The sequence below is a fragment of the Variovorax sp. Root318D1 genome (assembly GCF_001424835.1).
Lineage (GTDB): Bacteria > Pseudomonadota > Gammaproteobacteria > Burkholderiales > Burkholderiaceae_C > Variovorax.
In genome coordinates this window covers 180,275-198,262 of sequence record NZ_LMCQ01000022.1, presented here as the reverse complement: position 1 = coordinate 198,262, position 17,988 = coordinate 180,275, and the positions used below count along the sequence as shown (strand labels likewise).

General features: G+C 67.5%; 19 protein-coding genes. 6 read left to right on the top strand and 13 right to left on the bottom strand.

What is annotated here, in order from left to right:
* Positions 1-55: 55 nt before the first annotated feature.
* From ASC78_RS20720 to ASC78_RS20680, 9 genes are read right to left on the bottom strand one after another with little or no spacing between them, the layout of a single operon-like run.
* Positions 56-820: an alpha/beta fold hydrolase gene (locus tag ASC78_RS20720; RefSeq protein ID WP_055805542.1), complete on the bottom strand. Its 765-nt coding sequence runs from the start codon at positions 818-820 to the stop codon at positions 56-58.
* Positions 817-2,037: a Bcr/CflA family efflux MFS transporter gene (locus tag ASC78_RS20715; RefSeq protein WP_055805540.1), complete on the bottom strand. Its 1,221-nt coding sequence runs from the start codon at positions 2,035-2,037 to the stop codon at positions 817-819. The genes ASC78_RS20720 and ASC78_RS20715 overlap by 4 nt, the downstream gene beginning before the upstream one ends.
* Positions 2,034-2,462, bottom strand: a complete 429-nt coding sequence (locus ASC78_RS20710; RefSeq protein ID WP_055805537.1) for a carboxymuconolactone decarboxylase family protein — start codon at positions 2,460-2,462, stop codon at positions 2,034-2,036. The genes ASC78_RS20715 and ASC78_RS20710 overlap by 4 nt, the downstream gene beginning before the upstream one ends.
* Complete coding sequence (pcaB, locus tag ASC78_RS20705) at positions 2,459-3,670, bottom strand: 3-carboxy-cis,cis-muconate cycloisomerase (RefSeq protein WP_055805534.1); 1,212 nt, start codon at positions 3,668-3,670, stop codon at positions 2,459-2,461. Before pcaB ends, ASC78_RS20710 begins: the two co-directional genes overlap by 4 nt.
* Before the next feature lie 10 nt (positions 3,671-3,680).
* The gene (locus tag ASC78_RS20700) at positions 3,681-4,514 is read right to left on the bottom strand and encodes a shikimate dehydrogenase family protein (RefSeq protein ID WP_055805532.1); all 834 of its coding nucleotides are present in this window, start codon (positions 4,512-4,514) and stop codon (positions 3,681-3,683) included.
* 25 nt (positions 4,515-4,539) lie between these two features.
* Positions 4,540-5,544: a TRAP transporter substrate-binding protein gene (locus ASC78_RS20695; protein ID WP_055805530.1), complete on the bottom strand. Its 1,005-nt coding sequence runs from the start codon at positions 5,542-5,544 to the stop codon at positions 4,540-4,542.
* A gap of 49 nt (positions 5,545-5,593) precedes the next feature.
* Positions 5,594-6,874, bottom strand: coding sequence for a TRAP transporter large permease subunit (locus tag ASC78_RS20690; RefSeq protein ID WP_055805526.1), 1,281 nt, complete (start codon positions 6,872-6,874; stop codon positions 5,594-5,596).
* 1 nt (position 6,875) lies between these two features.
* Positions 6,876-7,478 (bottom strand): TRAP transporter small permease, encoded by a 603-nt coding sequence (locus tag ASC78_RS20685; RefSeq protein ID WP_055805522.1) that lies wholly within the window; start codon positions 7,476-7,478, stop codon positions 6,876-6,878.
* Positions 7,479-7,529: 51 nt separating this feature from the next.
* The gene (locus ASC78_RS20680) at positions 7,530-8,453 is read right to left on the bottom strand and encodes a shikimate dehydrogenase family protein (protein WP_055805519.1); all 924 of its coding nucleotides are present in this window, start codon (positions 8,451-8,453) and stop codon (positions 7,530-7,532) included.
* A gap of 203 nt (positions 8,454-8,656) precedes the next feature.
* On the opposite strand from ASC78_RS20680, the gene ASC78_RS20675 reads away from it, so the two are divergent.
* The 5 genes from ASC78_RS20675 to ASC78_RS20655 all read left to right on the top strand — a co-directional run bounded on the left by ASC78_RS20675 (position 8,657) and on the right by ASC78_RS20655 (position 13,686).
* Positions 8,657-9,451 carry an IclR family transcriptional regulator domain-containing protein gene (locus ASC78_RS20675; protein WP_055805516.1) on the top strand — a complete coding sequence of 265 codons (795 nt, stop codon included), beginning with the start codon at positions 8,657-8,659 and terminating at the stop codon, positions 9,449-9,451.
* Between the two features lie 72 nt (positions 9,452-9,523).
* Positions 9,524-10,531 carry a Bug family tripartite tricarboxylate transporter substrate binding protein gene (locus ASC78_RS20670; RefSeq protein ID WP_055805737.1) on the top strand — a complete coding sequence of 336 codons (1,008 nt, stop codon included), beginning with the start codon at positions 9,524-9,526 and terminating at the stop codon, positions 10,529-10,531.
* 25 nt (positions 10,532-10,556) lie between these two features.
* Positions 10,557-11,222, top strand: a complete 666-nt coding sequence (locus tag ASC78_RS20665) for a response regulator (RefSeq protein ID WP_055805513.1) — start codon at positions 10,557-10,559, stop codon at positions 11,220-11,222.
* Positions 11,223-11,233: 11 nt separating this feature from the next.
* Positions 11,234-12,652, top strand: a complete 1,419-nt coding sequence (locus ASC78_RS20660; RefSeq protein ID WP_235505156.1) for a sensor histidine kinase — start codon at positions 11,234-11,236, stop codon at positions 12,650-12,652.
* 14 nt (positions 12,653-12,666) lie between these two features.
* The gene (locus tag ASC78_RS20655; RefSeq protein ID WP_055805732.1) at positions 12,667-13,686 is read left to right on the top strand and encodes a Bug family tripartite tricarboxylate transporter substrate binding protein; all 1,020 of its coding nucleotides are present in this window, start codon (positions 12,667-12,669) and stop codon (positions 13,684-13,686) included.
* A 6-nt stretch (positions 13,687-13,692) separates the two neighbouring features.
* On the opposite strand, the gene ASC78_RS20650 is transcribed toward ASC78_RS20655, so the two are convergent.
* Positions 13,693-14,349: a hypothetical protein gene (locus tag ASC78_RS20650; RefSeq protein WP_055805510.1), complete on the bottom strand. Its 657-nt coding sequence runs from the start codon at positions 14,347-14,349 to the stop codon at positions 13,693-13,695.
* Positions 14,350-14,527: 178 nt separating this feature from the next.
* Between ASC78_RS20650 and ASC78_RS20645 the strand changes: the two genes are divergently transcribed.
* Positions 14,528-15,001, top strand: a complete 474-nt coding sequence (locus tag ASC78_RS20645) for a hypothetical protein (RefSeq protein WP_055805729.1) — start codon at positions 14,528-14,530, stop codon at positions 14,999-15,001.
* A 5-nt stretch (positions 15,002-15,006) separates the two neighbouring features.
* On the opposite strand, the gene ASC78_RS20640 is transcribed toward ASC78_RS20645, so the two are convergent.
* The 3 genes from ASC78_RS20640 to ASC78_RS20630 are packed head-to-tail and all read right to left on the bottom strand — an operon-like array spanning position 15,007 to position 17,982.
* A complete protein-coding gene (locus ASC78_RS20640) occupies positions 15,007-16,233 on the bottom strand; it encodes an ROK family transcriptional regulator (RefSeq protein ID WP_055805508.1) in 1,227 nt (408 codons plus the stop codon).
* Positions 16,226-17,023 (bottom strand): ATP-binding cassette domain-containing protein, encoded by a 798-nt coding sequence (locus ASC78_RS20635; protein WP_055805505.1) that lies wholly within the window; start codon positions 17,021-17,023, stop codon positions 16,226-16,228. Before ASC78_RS20635 ends, ASC78_RS20640 begins: the two co-directional genes overlap by 8 nt.
* The gene (locus tag ASC78_RS20630) at positions 17,023-17,982 is read right to left on the bottom strand and encodes an ABC transporter permease (RefSeq protein WP_055805502.1); all 960 of its coding nucleotides are present in this window, start codon (positions 17,980-17,982) and stop codon (positions 17,023-17,025) included. The genes ASC78_RS20635 and ASC78_RS20630 overlap by 1 nt, the downstream gene beginning before the upstream one ends.
* Positions 17,983-17,988 lie beyond the last annotated feature (6 nt).

Below are 17,988 nucleotides of genomic sequence, written 5' to 3'. Positions count from 1 at the left end.
CGCACGAAACAGGGGTTACACCTAGGCCAGCCGCCCCCGCGGCAAACGGCTTTTTTCAAAGGCTGCGCCAGTAATCGATCAGCAGTTGCGCAAACTCGACCGGCCGCTCCACCGCGCTGAGATGCGCTGCATCAATGGTGACCAGGCGCGCACGGGGGATGGCGGCCACCATGGCTTCGGACATTGCGGGCGGCGTCGCCTCGTCCTGCAAGCCGGCAATCACCAGCGTCGGCACGGCGATGCGGTGGTTGCTCTCGCGAAAATCGATGGCGGCCACGGCATTGCAGCTCTCGATGTAGCCCTGTGGGTCGGTGCGCACCAGCACGTCGTTGAGCGCCTGGGCCGCGGCCTTGCCCTCCCCGGTGGTGACGAAGCCGTGCGTGAGCCAGCGCGCCACCGCGCCCGGCGCAATGGCTGCCACGCCCTTGGCAGCCACCGTTTCGGCGCGGGCGCGCCACGGCGACTGGTCGGGATAGTGGGCGGATGAATTCGCGATCACCACGCTGCGCAGCAGTTCGGGATGCCGCACCGCCAGCGCCTGCGCGGTCATGCCGCCCATCGACAGGCCGACGAAGTGCACCGGCTCTCCGCCCGCCTCGCGTTGGATGAGTTCGGCCACGTCCTGCGCCAGCGTTTCGACGCGCAGCGCGCCCGGCACCACCTCCGAGCCGCCATGGTTGCGGTGGTCGTAGCGGATCACGGTGTGGGCGCGCGCAAGCTGCTCGGCCACGCCGTCCCACATGTGCAGGTCGCAGCCGAGCGCGTGGCTCAGCACGACGAAGGGGCCGCTGCCTTCGCGGACGACATTCAAACGGGTCATGGTGATTCCTTTTTGATCGGATGTTGAAGACGCGGCAGCCACAGGAATGCGATGGCCAGCAGCACGCAACCCGCGAGCAGCATCGGCACGACCATCGGCCAGGCGCCGTTCGAAAAACCGGTGTCGACGAACTGTGCCGCAAGTTGGCCCACACAGAATGCCACCATCATCATGCCGAAGCCTGACCAGGACACGGCCCGGCCCGCCAGGTGCGGCAGGTCGCCCACCGCCCCGGCCTGCCCGCAGGGCTGGTGGATGCCATGGCCCAGGCAGTAGACCGCATGGCCGGCGAGCAGCGGCAAGGCGCTGTGCGGCGCGAGCCAGCAGCCCAGCGCCTGAATCGCGGCGCCCGCAATGCTCAAGGTGGCACCGAGCTGAACGGTGTGCACGGGCCCGTGTTTGCGCAGCAGGCGCCGGCACGGCGTGGTGCTGAAGATGTAGACCAGCGAGCCGCCTGCCGGAATCCAGCCGTACATGGCGGGCGACCAGCCCAGATAGCCGATGTAGACCATCGGAGACAGCAGCAGAAAGCAGAACAGGCCGCCGTAGGTGGTGGCAGCCAGCGAAGCCCAGGCGCGAAAACTTCGGCTGGCGAACACGGCGCGCGCACTGCCGCGCGGCGCGGAAATGTCGCCCGCCAGCGGCCGCCGCGTCTCGCCGAACGAATGCCAGCAGAGCGCAAGGAGCACCAGTGCATAGAGCGCCATCGACGCCATCACCCAGCGCCAGCCGGCGCCTTGCACCAGCCATGCACCCAGCAATGGCGCCAGCAAGCCCACCACGCCCAGCCCGGTGAGCCCGCGCGCCATGACGTGCGGGCCTTCGTGCGCGGGATAGAGGTCGCGCACCGCGGCACGCGCGCAAACCAGGATGGCCGCCATTGAAAAGCCCTGCAGCGTGCGCCAGCCCGCAAGCACCGGCACGCTGCCGGCGAACGCACCGCCAAGCGCGGCAGCCACATAGCAGCCAAGCCCCGCCAGCAACACCGGCCGTCGGCCGAAGCGATCGGCCAGCGGACCGCAAAGCAGTTGCGCAAAGCCGAAGGCCAGCACAAACAGCGTGAGGCTGGTGCTGGCCGAGCCCAGCTCTTTGGCGATGGCGGGCAGCGCGGGCAGGTAGCTGTCGGTGGCCACGGGCTGTGCCGCCAGCAGCAGCGGCAACAGCAGGCCGAAGCCGACCTCGAACCGGCGGCGCTCGCCAAGCGCGGGCCGCGTCACTGCGCAGGCGCGGCCAGCAAGCCCTTTTCGCGCAGGATGCCGGTTGCAATGCCGAAGGCATGGTTGGCCACCGGCACGCCGCAATAGATGGCCGCCATCATGATGACTTCCTTGATGTCCTCGGGCGTCAGGCGCGACTCGGGCGGCCCGTCGAGCGCGGCGCGCACATGCATCGCGAATTCTTCATAGGCGTGGATGCCCAGCATCATCGACAGCACCATGTAGCGGCGCGTCTTGTCGCCCAGCGCCGGGCGGCCCCAGATGTCGTTCCACGCATGGCGCGTGATGAGCTCCTGGAACTCGGCGTTGAACTCGTTGCGGTTGGCCAGCGACTTGTCGACCCAGGCATCGCCCAGCACGCGGCGGCGGTTGACGAGCCCGGCTTCGTAGTCGTTCGCGGGAGGAGTGCTTGCCTGGTCGGTCATCGGGATGTGTCTTTCACAGTCAGTTGGGCGCGCAAGGCCGCCACTTGCCGCAGCGCCGTTTCGCCAGCGGGCCCGGCCAGCGCAGGATCGAACCATTCATCCGCGGCTTCGCGCGGCAGCTCCGCGCGCAGGGTGTCGATGTTGGCACGCATGCGCGCCGCGTCGATCTGCAGGCCCGGCAGCGCACCGGCCAGCGCACGCGCGCTGCCATGCGCAGACATGAGCAGTTGCGGCCACTCGGCCAGTTCGGCCTGCCAGCCGCCGAGCGCGCGCTCATGCTCCTGCGGCATGGCGGCCAGCAGCGCGGCCACGCGCTGCGGCGCACGCTGGGCCGCGGCCAGCGCCACCATCGCGGCCACGGGGTTGCGCTTGTGCGGCATCGCCGAGGAGCCCCCGCGGCCCGGCTCGGTGGGTTCGGCCGCTTCGCCGACCTCGTACTGGCCCATGAGCGAGATGTCGCGCGCGATCTTGCCGAGGCTGCCCGTGAGCAGCCCGAGTTCGCAGCCGAGCGCGATCCATTCGTCGCGCTGCGTGTGCCACGTGGCACCGGCGTTGCCGAGGCCGAGTTCGTCGGCCACGCGCTGCACGACGGCTGGGCCCTGCCCCTTCATCTGCGCGAGCGTGCCGACGGCGCCGCCAAGCTGCACGTTGAGCGCATGGCGCGCGGCCGCTTGCAGCCGCGTACGGCTGCGCACCAGGGGCGCGGCCCAGCCGGCGCACTTGAGGCCGAAGCTCGTGACCGACGCGGGCTGCATCAGCGTGCGCGCAAGAATCGGCGTGGCCGCGTGTTGTGTGGCGTGCTGCAGCAGCGCTTCGATCGCGCGGTCCAGATCGGCTTCGATCAGCGCGATGCCTTCGCGCGTGACCAGCGCCATGGCGGTGTCGATCACGTCCTGGCTGGTGCTGCCGAAATGCACGAAGGGCACGGCGGCGGGATTGAAAAGGCCCACGGCCTCCTTCAATGCCTTGACCAGCGGAATCGCGACGCTGCCGGCGCGGCCGCTGTCGCGCACGATCTTGGCCACGTCGAACAGCTCGACCTTGCAGCTGCCGACGATCGAATGCGCGGCCGCTTCCGGCACCAGCCCGAGCGCTGCCTGCGCGCGGGTCAATGCCGCCTCGAAGCGCAGCATGGCATCGACGAAGTTGTGGTCGCTGAAGGCGGAGAGCGTCTCGGACGTGGAGAGAAAGCCTTCGAAAATACTCATGGTGAACGCCTCAGTAGCTGATCTTCGCCGTGGCGCGCAACGCGTCGGCCGTGGCGGTGCCGAAGCCGAAGAACTCCAGGTACGCGGGAATCATCTCGAACAGCATGTCGGTGCCCACCTGCACGGCGCAGCCCTTGTCCAATGCGGCGCGCAGGAGCGGCGTGTATTCGGACTTCATCACCACCTCGCCGACGAAGGTCGACGGTGCGATGCGGTCCACGTCGAAAGGCAGCGGATCGCCTTCCTTCATGCCCATTGGCGTGGCATTGACGACCACGTCGAAGCCGGCCGGATCGTTCGAGCCCGTGGACACAACCAGCGCCGGATAGTGCGTGCGCAGGCGCCCGGCCAGCGCATCGGCCGAGGCCGTGTTGGCGTCGTAAAGCGCAATCTCGGCCACGCCTGCCGCCGCGAGCGACGCCGCAATCGCCGAGCCGACGCCGCCGCTTCCGGCCACCAGCACGCGCGCGCCCTCGAGCGCGCGGCCCTTGCGCAGCACGCCGCGCACAAAGCCCGCGCCGTCGAACTGGTCGCCCACCAGCGTGCCGTCGGCGCGCTTGAGCACCGCGTTGCAGGCACCGGCGATCTTTGCCGTGGGCGTCACCTCGTCGACCAGGCCCATGGTCGTGATCTTGTGCGGCATGGTCACCAGCGCACCCCGGATGTTCGTGAGCCGGAACAGCGCAGCAAAAGTCGCGGGATAGTCCTCGGGTTTCACGCCCATCGGCACCACGACCGCGTCGATGCCCTGCTTCTCGAACCAGGGGTTGTAGATCATCGGCGCCTTGAAGCTTTCGGTGGGAAAGCCCAGGTGCGCAACGAGGGTGGTCTTACCGCTGATCATGCTGTCCTTTGCTTGCCTGTTGAAATTATTTGCGAACCTTGGCGATCTCGGCGTACAGCTCTTTCACAGTCGCTTCGCCCACCGTGGCCGTGTACTTGTCGATGACCGGCTTGACCTTGTCGCGCAGCTTGGCCATCTCGGCGGGCGGGAGTTCGGTCACGGTCATGCCGGCCTTCTTGAGCGTGTCGAGCGCGGTGTCGGCCGCGGCACGGGACGCCTCGCGCTGGAACTTGGTGGCTTCGGCAGCAGCATCGCTGATGATCTTCTTCTCCTCGGCGCTCATGCCGTCCCAGGCCTTCTTGCTGATGATCAGCGCCTGCGGGTTGTAGATGTGGCGCGTCTGAGTGATGTGCTTTTGCACCTCGGCAAACTTCGACGATGCGATCACGGTGTTGGGGTTCTCCTGGCCATCGACCGCCTTCTGGTCCAGCGCCGAGTACAGCTCCGGGAAGGGCATCGGCGTGGCATTGGCGCCCAGCGTGTTGAACAGGTCGATGTAGATCGGCGACTGGATCACGCGGATCTTGAGGCCGGCAATGTCGTCCGCCTTGGCGATCGCGCGCCTGCTGTTGGTCAGGTTTCGGAAGCCCAGGTCCCAATAGCCGAGGCCATGCAGGCTCTTCTCGTCCAGCCTGGCGAGCAGCTTCTGGCCGAAGGGTCCGTCGGTCACGGCGTCGGCTTCTTGCGCGTTGTTGAACAGGAAGGGGAAGTCGTAGGCGGCAAACTCCTTGACCTGCGCGGTCAGGATGCCGGCATTGAGGACCGTGATCTCGACGGTGCCGCCCTGCAGCGCCGAGACTGTCTGCAGGTCGCCGCCGAGCGTGCCGCCCGGGAACAGCTTGACGGTGATCTTCTTGCCCGACTTCTCGGCTACGAGGTCTGCGAACTTCTGCGCGCCCTGCGCCTGCGGATGGCCCGTCTGGTTCTGGAACGCGAACTTGAGCGTGCGTTCCTTTACCTGGGCGGCAGCGCCGCCCATGGCAGCGACCGCGACCACGGCCACCAGCGTCTTGCGGAAAAAGTTGTTCATGGTGAAAGTCTCCTTGGGTTGAAATTGGGAAGCGCGAAAGGGTGAGTTGTCAGCCGCTGAGCAGCCGGGCCGGCCAGATGACGAGTTGGGGGAACATGACCATCAGGAACATCATTGCGAACTCCGCGAGGGCAAAGGGCCACACGCCGCGCGTGAGCTCATCCATCTTCATGCGCCCGACGCCGGCCACCACGTTGAGGACGGTGCCCACCGGCGGCGTGATGAGGCCGATCGAGTTGTTGATGATGAACAGCACGCCGAAGTAGACCGGATCGATTCCCGCCGCCTTGATGACCGGCATCAGCACCGGCGTGAGGATCAGGATGGTGGGCGTCATGTCCATCGCGGTGCCGACCGCCATCACCAGCACCATGATCACGATCATCAGCAGCATCGGGTTCGCGATCAGCGGTTCGAGCAGCGCGACCAGCTTGGCCGGCAGGTCGGCCACCGTGATGAGCCAGGCCGAGACCATGGCCGCCGCAACCAGGAACATCACGATCGCGCTGGTCTTGGCGGCCGAAACGAACATGGCGTAGAACTGCGAGGGCTTGAGCTCGCGGTAGACGACGGTGGCCACGAAGATCGCGTAGACCGCGGCGACCACGGCCGCTTCTGTGGGCGTGAAGATGCCGAAGCGCAAGCCCACCAGGATGATGAGCGGCAGCAGCAGCGCCCAGGTCGCTTCGCGCAGTGCGGTGAGCATCTCGCCCTTGGACTTGCGCGGCGGCGGCAGTACTTTTTCCTTGCGCACCAGCCACCACCACGTGAACCAGAGCGAGGCACCGATCAGAATGCCCGGGAAGATGCCCGCGAGAAACAGCTTGGAGATCGACACGTTGGCAGCGACGCCGAAGATCACGAATCCGATCGAGGGCGGGATGATCGGGCCGATCACGCCGGACGCCGCAATCAGGCCGCCCGAGCGTGCCTTGTCGTGCCCAGCGGCCACCATCATCGGGATCAGCAGCGCAGACAGCGCGGCTGCATCGGCTACCGCGGAGCCCGAGAGCGCCGACAGGATGCAGGCCGCCACGATCGCCACGTAGCCGAGCCCGCCGCGCACGTGCCCCACCACCGCCAGCGCGAGGTTCACGATGCGCCGCGACAGGCCGCCCTGGTTCATGGCCTCGCCGGCCAGCATGAAGAAGGGCACGGCCAGGAGCGGAAAGCTGTCGGCGCCGTTGATCACGTTCTGCGCCAGGATCTGCGCATCGAACAGGTCCAGGTGCCACATCAGGGCGACGCCGCACAGCAGCAGCGAATAGGCGATCGGCACGCCGATGGCCATGGCACCCAGCAGGGCACCGAGGAAGATGGCGATCGTCATGTCAGTTGCCTCGTGCGTTGTTGCTGCCGCGCTGTCGTGCGATGGCCTCTTCGGCATCGCGGCGCGCGAGTTCGGCGTTGATGCGGTCGATGTCGCCCTGCTCTTCCGACTCGTGCACCATCACCAGGTCGGCGTCGCTGAGCTTTCCGCTCAGTGCAAGCCAGACGTCGTACAGCAGGAACACGATGGCCGAGACGCCAAACACCACGCCGACAAAATAGAAGATGCCGACGGAGGCGCCGGTTGTGGGTGCGCTCACGTCCCAATTGATCAGCGTCTGCTGCCAACTGCCCGTGAGCAGCAGGTACGAGGCGAACAGCATCAAACCGTGCGACAGGTAAAGGCACAGCTTCTTGCCCCAGGTAGGCAGCTTGGAGATCAGCATGTCGGTGCCCAGGTGGCCGTGCTCGCGCACCGCGACGATGGCACCGAGAAAGGTCATCCAGACGAAGAGCCAGCGCGACACTTCCTCCGAGACGGTGATGCCCGAATTGAAGCCATAGCGCAGCACGACGTTGCCGAACACCATGACCACCATGATGGCCAGCATCAGCGCCATGAGCCCTTCGAGCCCCCGGCAGTACCACGAGAAGATTCTTGTCATTGTTTGCCTCCTGTTGAAATTTTTTCTGCTCGGTCGTGTTGCGCAGGCATTTCAGGCGACGTTGTCCGAGTGATAGCGCAAGGGGGTGGCAATCTCCGCGTGCATGGCCGGCGGATAGACGATCTCGCGCAGAAAATCGGCGTCGTCGCGCACGCCCTGCGCCGCGTCGGCGTGGCCGAAGTACCCGAGGTAGTGAGGCATCTGCTGGATCAGCATCTCGAAGCCGGCCTGCGCGTTGAGGCCGCGCGCACGCGCCGCGCGAACCAGCGGCGTCGGCTGGTTGCGCAGCAAGATGTCGAACAGCGCGGCATGGCGGTCCATGCGGGTGACGTCGACGGGCAGCGGGTCGTTCTCGTCCAGTCCTTGCGGCGTGGCGTTGATCACCAGGTCGTAGCCTTCGGGCGCGTTGCTGTTGACCACCACCACGTCGGCATCGAAGAATGCGTCGAGCTTGGCCGCGACGCCGGCGGCCTTGCCGGCCGAGGTGTCGTAGAAGGCAATGTGCTCGGCGCCATCGACCGTGCCACCTTCGGCCAGCGCCACACCAATGGCTGCCGCGCTTACGCCGGCGCCGAGAATCAGCACCCGCTTGCCGCGGAACGGAATATTGAAGTGGTCCAGCGCCCCCACGAGGCCTTCGCCGTCGAACAGGTCGCCCTCCAGTTCGTTGTTCTCGGTGCGGCGCACCACGTTGACCGAGCCTGCAACGCGGCCGAACAGGCCGCAGCCGTCGAGCAGGTCGACCACCAGCGGCTTGTGCGGCGGTGCGATCACCATGCCGCGCACGTTGCGCGCCAGGAAGGCCGACTTGAAGAACACCGCGAAGTCGCGCAGCGGCACCTGCATGGGCAGCAGCACCGCGTCGATGCCGAAGCGCTCGAAGACGGCGTTGAACAACCTCGGCAGGCGCACGTTGCGCACGGGGTCGCCGGGGATCAGGTACGCCAGGGTGCTGCCAGTGATGGAGGTGGTCATGTCTACTTGCCTCTTTTGTGCGGCAATCGCTCCAAGGGCATTGCCAAGCCGAACTCTATCCATCTCGCAACGCCAGTCACCCCCGGGCGAGGCCTAATCTGGCCGACAATCGTGCCGATGCGTTCGTTTATCGTACAAAAGCCGGGTTTATCCCGATCGAGGCCGTCAGCGGCAGTGCCCGCCGCGCCTGCACACTCCCCGTCATGAGCTCCGATACCGCTGATCTTTCTTCCGCGCCGGCCGGCCTCGACAAGCGCGACTGGATCGCCGGCCTGGAACGCGGCGTGAGCATCATCGAAGCTTTCGACGACGCCCATCCGCGCCTCACCGCCAGCCAGGCCGGCGAGCGCACCGGCATGACGCGCACGGCCGCGCGTCGCTACCTGCTGACCCTGCAGCACATGGGTTACGTGGCAAGCGACGGCAAGCTCTTCTGGCTCACCCCGCGCGTGCTGCGGCTGGGTCAGTCGTATCTCGACTCGGCGCGGCTGCCGCGCATCGTCCAGCCGTTCTTGCAGCGCGTGGCGGCCGGCACGCACGAGATTGCCTACCTGAGCGTGATGGACGGCGACGAGGTGGTCTACATCGCCCGCAACGGCCCCAACCGAAGCATGAGCACCGGCTACGTGCTGGGCGCGCGCGTGCCGGCGCAGGTCACGGCGGCCGGCATGCTGATGCTTGCGCTGCGCGGCGAGGCGGAGCTGGCTGAATGGCTGGCCACGCGGCAGCTGCAGGTGTTCACCTCCTACACCATTGGGAGCATGGAGCGCATGAAGCTCGAACTGGCGCGCATCCGCGCGCAGGGCTGGGCACTGTCGGAGCAGCAGCTCGACCTGAATTCGCGCGGCATCGCGGTGCCGCTGCGCGACCGGCATGGCACGCTGGTCGGCGCGCTCAACATCACCATGCCGATGGGTCACGAAAGCTCCGAAGACGCGGTTGCGCGCGTGCTGCCGGTGCTGCGCGAAACAGCGCAGGCGATGCGCAACCTGATCTGACTGACAGCTTTCCGACAGCCTCCGTCGGGCAGGATGCGGCTTTCTTTCAAACAAGCGATGGAGACAAGCACCATGTCCGACAACTTTCTGAACGACCCGCAGCCCACGCGCCGCCAGTGGCTGCAGGGCAGCAGCGCGCTGGCTCTGGGTGGCCTGCTGCCATCGATGGCCTCGGCGCAGGCCGGCTGGCCCAGCAAATCGGTGCGCTTCGTCGTGCCCTTCGCGCCGGGCGGCAGTTCCGAAATCGTGGCGCGCTCCACGGCCGCCGAACTCTCGCGCACGCTGGGCCAGAGCGTCTTCGTCGACAACAAGCCGGGCGCAGCGGGCAACATTGCCATGAGCGAAGTGGCGCGCAGCACCGACCAGCACACGCTGATCCTGGGCCACATCGGCACGCTGGCGGTCAATCCGTACATCTTTGCCAAGCTGCCCTACGACGCCAACAAGGACTTCAAGCCCGTGAGCCTGCTGGCCAAGGTGCCGAGCCTTTACGTGGTGCACCCCGACGTGCCGGCAAAGAACCTGAAGGAGTTCATTGCCTACGCCAAATCCAAGCCGGGCCAGCTGAGCTATGGCTCCGCGGGCAACGGCAGCGCGGGCCACCTGGCCTTCGAATACCTGAAGATGACCGCCAACGTCTTCATGCTGCACGTGCCCTACCGCGGCACGGGCCCCATGGTGACCGACCTGCTCTCGGGCCGGCTCGATGCTTCGGCCATCGGCGCCGCGGCGATCCTTCCCTTCATCAAGACCGGCAAGGTGCGCTGCATTGCCACCGGCTCGGCCAAACGCCTCGCACAGTTGCCCGACGTGCCGACCGTCGCGGAGCAAGGCTTCCCCGGCTTCGAGATGACGCAGTGGTACGGCATGCTCGCGCCGGCCAACATCGAGCCCGCGCAACTGGCAAAGCTTTCGGCCGAAACGATGAAGGCGGTGAAGTCGCCCGACTCGATGCAGCGGCTGACCGCCGACGCGGCGGAGGCCATCGGCAGCACGCCCGAGCAATTCGCGCAGTTCATCGCGGCCGAGCAGACACGCTGGCAGAAGGTGATCGCAAGGGCAAACATCAAGCCGGACTGAGCCTCGCAGGCCCTAGCATCGCGCCATGCGCATCCTGCTGGCCGAAGACGAACACACCCTGGGCACCTGGCTCTGCAAGGCGCTGGAACATGCGGGCATCCAGGTCGAATGGGTGGACGACGGCCGGCTTGCCGACCGCGCGCTGCAGCAGCGCGACCACGATGCGCTGGTGCTCGACCTGGGCCTGCCCGGCATGGACGGCCACACTGTGCTGCAGCGCCTGCGCGAACGGGACCAGCGGCTGCCAGCGCTGATCCTCACGGCGCGCGATTCGCTGAGCGAGCGCGTGGCCTCTCTCAATGAGGGCGCCGACGACTTCCTCGCCAAGCCCTTCGCGCTGGCCGAGCTCGAAGCGCGCTTGCATGCGCTGGTACGCCGCGCACGCGGCGTCGAGCATCCGCGCCTGGCCTGCGGCCCGCTGGTGTACGACGGCGCACGCCGGCAGTTCGTGCTGAACGGCGAAGCGCTGGCGCTCTCGCCACGCGAGCATGCGGTGTTGCGCGTGCTGGTACAGCGCAGCGGCGAACCGTTGTCCAAGCAGCAGATTCTCGAACGGGTGTTTTCCGACGACGAAGAGGTGCACCCCGAGGCGGTCGAGGTGCTCGTCTACCGGCTGCGCAAACGGCTCGACGGCACCGGCGTTCGCATCGTCACGCTGCGCGGGCTCGGCTATGTGCTGGAAGCGGACTGAGTGCGCGTGACATGCGCATGACGCTGGGCATCGCCAACCGCTTGCGGCGCGCGAGCCTGTGGCAGCGGCTTGCGCTGCTGCTGTTCCCTGCCCTGCTGGTGGTCACGGGCCTTGAGTTGTGGATGACGCGGCACGACGCGCTCGCCGCCGCCAACGCGGCCTACGACCGCTCGCTGCTGGGCGCCTTGAAGTCCATCGACGCCAATATCTCCACCGCTTCGGGCGGCCTCTCGGTCGAACTGCCCTACACGATGTTCGAGTTCTTCGAGCTGACGGCCAGCGGCCAGGTGTTCTTTCGCGTGGCGACTTCCGACGGGCTGGTCGAGCTCGGCAGCGCCGACCTGCCCGCGCCGCCCACCGAACTGACGATGGGCGTGCCGGCCTTCTACGACGCGACCTACTTCGGCGAGGCCGTGCGGCTCGCCGCCTACCGGCGCAACCTCGACCGCGCGCCCGCCGGCAGCACCGGCCGCAGCGTGCTGATCCAGGTGGGCGAGAGCACGCGTTCGCGGCAGGAGTTCAGCACGCGCTTCGTGCGCAGCGCCGCGTTGCGCGATGGGCTGGTGCTGGTAATGCTGCTGTGCGGCACCGCCCTTGCACTCGCGGCGGCACTGCGGCCGCTCTCGCGGCTCGCGCGCGAGGTGCAGGCCCGCACGCCCGACGACCTGACGCGCATCGCCGAAACCGACCTGCCCGCCGAAGTGCGCCCGCTGGTGCAGGCGGTCAACCAGCAGATGTCGCGCACGCAGGAGCTCGTGACGCAGCAGCGCCAGTTTCTCGACGATGCCTCGCACCAGTTGCGCACGCACCTGACCACGCTGCAGATGCAAGCCGACTACGCCAGGCGCGAAGAAGACCCGGCGCAGGTGCGGGCCGCGCTCGATGCGCTCGGCACCGAGATCGGCCGCGCGACGCGCAGTGCGCAGCAACTGCTTGCGCTCGGCCGCAGCGACACAGTGGCGGTGGAACCCGCCGAGTTCGACCTTGCGGCGCTGTTGCGCGAAGTGGCCGTCGACCTGCTGCCACTGGCACGCGCCAAGCGCATCGACCTGGGCATTCATGCGCCGTCGCCGGAGTTCTTTGCGGTCGCGGACCGGGGCCTGTTGCGCGAGGCCTTGAGCAACCTCGTGGCGAACGCCATCACCTACACGCCAACCGAAGGAACCATCACCCTCTTCGCAGCGGGCGATGCCGCAGGCTGGAGTCTCAACGTCGAAGACGACGGCCCCGGCCTGGGCGACGAGGAGCGTGCCGCGCTGGGCCAGCGCTTTCGCCGCGGCGCGCGTGCGGGCAAGGGCGGCTTCGGCCTCGGGCTGGCCATTGCACGTTCGATCGCGCAGCGCCACCGCGGCGAGCTGCGGCTCGAGGCACGCGAGGCCGGCACGGGGCTGCATGCGATCATCTGGTGGCCGCGGCCGGCGGCCAGCTAGCGGCCCACACTCCCATGCAGATGCCCTTCTCCAACCGCCGCCATGCGCTGCGCGCGTTGTCCGCGCTGCTGATCCCCGGCATCGCCCGTCGGGCCGCTGCGCAATCCGGCGATCCGTCATTGGCCGCGGCCGACTGCGTGATCCCCGCCAAGGCCGGCGGCGGCTTCGAACTTACCTGCACCCTCGCGCGCGATGCGCTGCAGGCGGTGCGCCCCTCGCATCCGCCACTGGCCCAGCGCTACCTGCCGGGCGGCATCGGAGCGGTCGCCTTCGACCGCATTGCCACCGGCCAGCTCGGCGGGCCGGGCACGCTGGTCGCGTTCTCCAGCGGCTCGCTGCTCAACCTTGCACAGGGCCGCTTCGGCCCGCATCCCCCTTCGGCCGTGCGCTGGATCGCCACGCTGGGCACCGACTACGGCGTGATCGCCGTGCACCGCGATTCACCCTACAAGCGCCTGGAAGACCTGGTCACCGCTCTGCGGCAAGACCCCTCGCGCATGGCCTTCGGCGCGGGCGGCACGGTCGGCAGCCAGGACTGGGTCAAGGCGGCGCTGCTGGTGCGCGCCGCGGGCCGCGACCACAAGGCCATGCGCTTCGTCTCCTTCGAAGGCGGCGGCGATGCGCTGGGCGCGCTGCAGGGCAAGCACGTCGACGTGTTCCCGGGCGATGCGGCCGAGGCGCTGCAGGCCATCGCGGGCGGCGCGGCAGTGCGCCTGCTGGCCGTGCTGTCGGAGACGCGGCTCGGCGGTGCGCTCACCGGCGTGCCGACCGCCCGCGAGCAAGGCGTGGACATCGTCTGGCCGACCGTGCGCGGCCTGTACCTCAGCGCGAACGTGCCCGACGCTGCCGTGCGCGCATGGACCGCCGCGTTCGCGGAGGCCACTGCCACACCGGGCTACGCCGCGCTGCGCGAACGGCACGGGCTTTATCCTTTCGCGCTCACCGGCGCCGCCCTCGACGCCTACGTGCAGGCCCGCATCAAGACCTACCAAGCACTCGCGGACGAGCTCGGCCTGCGCCGCTGGAAGCCCTGACCGCGCTCACGCCGATGGGCGTGACAGCGTTGCCAATTTCTTCTTCGCGCTTTGCAAGAGGCTGACCTTCTCAATGGGAGGTTGGGCCTTCGTATCCCCGAGCGCAATGATCTCGAGCGCACAGGTCGCCGCCAGCTTCGACGCGAGTGGGTCGCGCGGCGTCAAGCTGTTGAACCTGGCGTGCGAGATGACGTGCATCTTCAGATGACGGTGGATGTTCTTCGACAGCTTCTGGCAAGCGGCCGTCATGGCAGCTTCATCGGGCGTGAGCTGCCCGTGCACGACGAGGAGTTCCACGGTGCCCTCCTTGTCCTCTCCCAGAACGAAGGCGCGCAAGACCGAATCCTTGAACTTGGTGCGAAGCATCGAGCGAACCGGCTCGGCGGCGGCGAAGGACTTCAGCGCGATGTTGCGCAGCTCGTCATGGAAGAGGAACGAGCGATCGATCGAGACGGTATCGGCATCGGCTTGGTCTGCCTTCGGCTTTTGCTTCTTCAGGATGCCGCTGCTGACAAGGTGCTCCAGGGTGCGCGCGGCATCGGCGGGGTCCAGCTTCGAACGCCGGGCCAGCTCGCTGCAAGAAAACTGTTGGTCCGGCGCCGCGTAGGCGACCATCAGGAGTTTTTGTACCTCAGGTGCGAAAAGAAAATCTGCAGAGCTCATTGTTTCCGGTTCTCGACAAGTGGATCGCATTATCGAGAGACCGGGGTCTGCGCCTGCCGATGTCGTTTTATCCGCGGCGCTTTCGAGCCGATTTCCGTAGGAGCGCATGGTGCAGGCCTACAGCTGTGTTCATTGCCAGCCATCAAGAATGGCCGAACACGAACAAGGAGCATCAGCCATGCGCCCGGAAGCCAACAAGCTCAAGCAAGCGGACGCCGCGAGCGGCAGGTACTGGGCCCCCTGTTTGGCCATCGCACTGCTCGCGGTGTTTCTCTTCTATGTGGCATTGAAAGGCCTGGTGAACGAGAGCGCGGCGCGCGCGCCAACCTTGCCCCCCGCGGTCATGCCAGCCAACGTCGAGCCCCCCGTGCCGGTCACTGCGACGCGCTCGTCCGAGGAACCGCCCTCGCCCCCACCCCATCGCGCGCCGCTGGCGAACGCGACGCCCGAAGCCCCGGTAATCGCCCCGGTGATCGCCCCCGCGGTTGCCGCCGTGGAGCCGACCGCCAAGGCCACGCCCGCCTTCGTCGAGGTACACAAGTGCGTGATGCCAGAGGGCGATGCCGGCTACACCGATCGGCCATGCCCCGAGGGCACCCACGCGAGCACGCTGCGATTCCCGCGCACCCTGCACGCAGCGGCGACGCCGTAAGCGACTCAGGCCGCCTTCAGGAACACGTCGTGGTCGGGCGCAAAGTTGGCGTGCAGCGGCAGCATCGCACCGCCCAGCGCGCAGGCCTGCGCACCTGCCCTTCCCCCATGCAGGCGCGGCTGCCAGATGCCTTCCCAGTTGCACCGGCCCAGAGCCGCGCGCGTCTGCTCCAGCAGCGCCTCCAGCAGCGAACGAGACATGGACCCGTCCATCACCACGTCGCCCAGGTCGAGCACCGCAGTGCCGCTTGCAATGGCGTAGGCCAGCGCAACCGAAGCCGATGCAAGCCACGCCTGCGTGGCGGCGGCATAAGGCGCCTGCAACGCGCGGTCGTCGTAGGCGGCGGTCGCATCGAGGCCTTCGCTGCGCAGGCGCTGCTCCAGCTCCCAGAGCGAGGCTTCGGCAATCAGCTGTTGTGCTGGCGCTCCGACTCCTGCTGCGGACTGCATGGGCAGCGAGGCCAATGCGCCCGCGTTGCCGTGCGCGCCGGTATGCAGGTGCGAGTCGATCACGAGCCCGCCGCCCACAAAGGTGTCGACGAACACATAGAGAAAACTCTTGAGATCGTGGCCGCGGCCCGTGACCAGTTCGGCCACGCAGGCTGCCACGGTGTCGCGCGCATAACCCACCGGCACGTCGGTGCGCGCCCGCACCTCGGCAGGCAGATCCATCTGGTTCCACACGTCGGACTGCGCCTTCGACAGCCCCAGCGTGCGGTGCCAACCGCCCAGCTGGAACGGCGCTGCCAACCCCGCGCCCACGGTGCGCACCGCGAGCGGACCCAGCCCGTCGCGCAGCCGGTGGATGTGCTGTGCAATGGCCGGCAGCAGCTGCTCCGCATCAGGAAACTCGTAGCTGATGGCATGGCGCTCGCGTACGCGTGCGGCAAAGTCGATGAGCAGCCATTCGGCACCCCGACGCCCGACCTTGATGCCGATGGCAAAGGCCCCGTCGGGGTTGAGCGCCAGCGGTACCGAAGGCTGCCCGATGCGGCCGCGCACGCGGCCCTGCTTCACGATGAGCTGGTCTTCCTCCAGCCGCGCGGTGATGAGCCCGATGGTCTGCGCGCTCAGCCCGGTGAGCCGCGCGAGCTCGGCCTTGGGCAGGCTGGTGTGAACGCGCAGGGCCTGCAGCACCACGCGTTCGTTGAACTGGCGCATGCCAACCTGGTTGGAGCCGCGCGGGCGCAACAGGTCGGGTGGGCGCGCAGCAACAGCTTCTGCATCAGGCATGGGCCTCCGCGGGCAGCTTGTCGGCAGTCATGGCGCCGGTCATCACGGCCACCGTGTCGCTCATGCTGATCTTCTTCGGGTTGAGCACGGCCGCGCGCTTGCCGAGCCGCGCCACGTGAATGCGGTCGGCCACCTCGAACACATGCGGCATGTTGTGGCTGATGAGCACCACCGGCAGGCCACGATCGCGCACGCGGCGGATCAGCTCGAGCACCATGTTGCCTTCCTTCACGCCGAGTGCGGCGGTCGGCTCGTCCATGATGACAACGTGCCGCGCGAAGGCCGCGCTGCGCGCCACGGCCACGCACTGGCGCTGGCCGCCGGAGAGCGTTTCCACCGCCTGCGTCATCGACTGGATGCCGACCTTCAAGTCCGCCATGCGCGCGCTGCTCTCCTGCAGCATCTTCTTCTTGTCGAGCATGCGCAGCACGTTGCCCATGAAGCCCGGGCGGCGCAGCTCGCGGCCGAGAAAGAGGTTCTCGTAGATGGTCATGGCCGGCGCCACGGCCAGGTCTTGATAAACCGTCTCGATGCCGGCGCGGCGCGCGTCGAGTGGATTGCGAAAGTGCACGGGTGCCCCGTCGAGCAGGATCTCGCCCTCGTCGGGCACGACCGCGCCCGACAGCGCCTTGATGAGCGACGACTTGCCCGCGCCGTTGTCGCCGATCACCGCGAGGATTTCTCCTTCGCGCAGTTCGAAGTCGACCCCGTCTAGCGCCGTGACGTGGCCATAGCGCTTCACCAGGCCCTTGGCCTGCATGATGATTTTCGGATTTGCCACGGTGTTCATCAGCGGGCTCCCCGACGCGAGAGTTGATCGGCCGCCACAGCAAGAATCACCAGCACGCCCGTCACCAAAACTTGATAGATCGACGACACGCCCATCAGCGTGAGCCCGTTGCGGAACACGCCGACGATCAGCACGCCGATGAGCGAACCCAGCACCACGCCACGTCCGCCGAACAGACTGGTGCCGCCAAGCACCACGGCCGTGATGGCATCGAGGTTCTCGGTCTGCCCCGCGTTCGGATCGCCCACGCCGGTGCGCGCCACTGACAGCAGCGAGGCAATGCCGTAGAGCACGCCCGCGGCCACATACGCGCCCAGAAGCACGCGCTGGGTGGGAATGCCGACCAGGCGCGTGGCCTCGGCGTTGTTGCCCACGGCGTAGATATGCCGGCCCGCGGCCGTCTCGCGCAGCACGAACCAGGCGAGCAGATAGAGCACCAGCATCAGCACCGCGCCCCAGGTCACTTCGGCGCTGCCGATGGAGAAGGTGGTGCCCAGCCCCGTGAGGCCGGCGGGCAGGTCGGTGATGGTCTGCGAGGACGAATACAGCTGCGTGATCGCGAACGCGATGTTCAGCGTGCCCAGCGTCACGATGAACGGCGGCAGCTTGATGCGCGTGACCAGCAAACCGTTGAGCAGGCCGAACAGCGTCGTCACACCGATGCCGCACAAAATGGCCACCGGTACCGGCAGCCCGAGCTCGGTGGCGAACTTGGTCATGATGATGCTGCCCAGCGCCATCACCATCCCGCACGACAGGTCGATGCCCGCCGTGAGAATGATCAGCGTCTGGCCGATGGCGATGACGCCAACCACCATCACCTGCTGCATGATCAGCGAGAGGTTGCCGCCCGTCAGGAAGCGGTCGGACTGCGTCGCAAAGAAGATGCACGCGCCAAGCAAAGCCAGCCACGGCCCCAGGGCGCCCCACGGGATGTGGTGCGTTGGAGATTTCGCCATCAGGGT

Coding starts and splice junctions, on each gene's coding strand:
- ASC78_RS20665 (WP_055805513.1), top strand. CDS start 10,557: ATGCGCATCCTGCTGGCCGAAGACGAACACACCCTGGGCACCTGGCTC.
- ASC78_RS20635 (WP_055805505.1), bottom strand. CDS start 17,023: ATGAACACCGTGGCAAATCCGAAAATCATCATGCAGGCCAAGGGCCTG.
- ASC78_RS20645 (WP_055805729.1), top strand. CDS start 14,528: ATGCGCCCGGAAGCCAACAAGCTCAAGCAAGCGGACGCCGCGAGCGGC.
- ASC78_RS20680 (WP_055805519.1), bottom strand. CDS start 8,453: ATGACCACCTCCATCACTGGCAGCACCCTGGCGTACCTGATCCCCGGC.
- ASC78_RS20655 (WP_055805732.1), top strand. CDS start 12,667: ATGCAGATGCCCTTCTCCAACCGCCGCCATGCGCTGCGCGCGTTGTCC.
- ASC78_RS20670 (WP_055805737.1), top strand. CDS start 9,524: ATGTCCGACAACTTTCTGAACGACCCGCAGCCCACGCGCCGCCAGTGG.
- ASC78_RS20720 (WP_055805542.1), bottom strand. CDS start 820: ATGACCCGTTTGAATGTCGTCCGCGAAGGCAGCGGCCCCTTCGTCGTG.
- ASC78_RS20630 (WP_055805502.1), bottom strand. CDS start 17,982: ATGGCGAAATCTCCAACGCACCACATCCCGTGGGGCGCCCTGGGGCCG.
- ASC78_RS20640 (WP_055805508.1), bottom strand. CDS start 16,233: ATGCCTGATGCAGAAGCTGTTGCTGCGCGCCCACCCGACCTGTTGCGC.
- pcaB (WP_055805534.1), bottom strand. CDS start 3,670: ATGAGTATTTTCGAAGGCTTTCTCTCCACGTCCGAGACGCTCTCCGCC.
- ASC78_RS20710 (WP_055805537.1), bottom strand. CDS start 2,462: ATGACCGACCAGGCAAGCACTCCTCCCGCGAACGACTACGAAGCCGGG.
- ASC78_RS20650 (WP_055805510.1), bottom strand. CDS start 14,349: ATGAGCTCTGCAGATTTTCTTTTCGCACCTGAGGTACAAAAACTCCTG.
- ASC78_RS20695 (WP_055805530.1), bottom strand. CDS start 5,544: ATGAACAACTTTTTCCGCAAGACGCTGGTGGCCGTGGTCGCGGTCGCT.
- ASC78_RS20685 (WP_055805522.1), bottom strand. CDS start 7,478: ATGACAAGAATCTTCTCGTGGTACTGCCGGGGGCTCGAAGGGCTCATG.
- ASC78_RS20690 (WP_055805526.1), bottom strand. CDS start 6,874: ATGACGATCGCCATCTTCCTCGGTGCCCTGCTGGGTGCCATGGCCATC.
- ASC78_RS20700 (WP_055805532.1), bottom strand. CDS start 4,514: ATGATCAGCGGTAAGACCACCCTCGTTGCGCACCTGGGCTTTCCCACC.
- ASC78_RS20660 (WP_235505156.1), top strand. CDS start 11,234: ATGCGCATGACGCTGGGCATCGCCAACCGCTTGCGGCGCGCGAGCCTG.
- ASC78_RS20675 (WP_055805516.1), top strand. CDS start 8,657: ATGAGCTCCGATACCGCTGATCTTTCTTCCGCGCCGGCCGGCCTCGAC.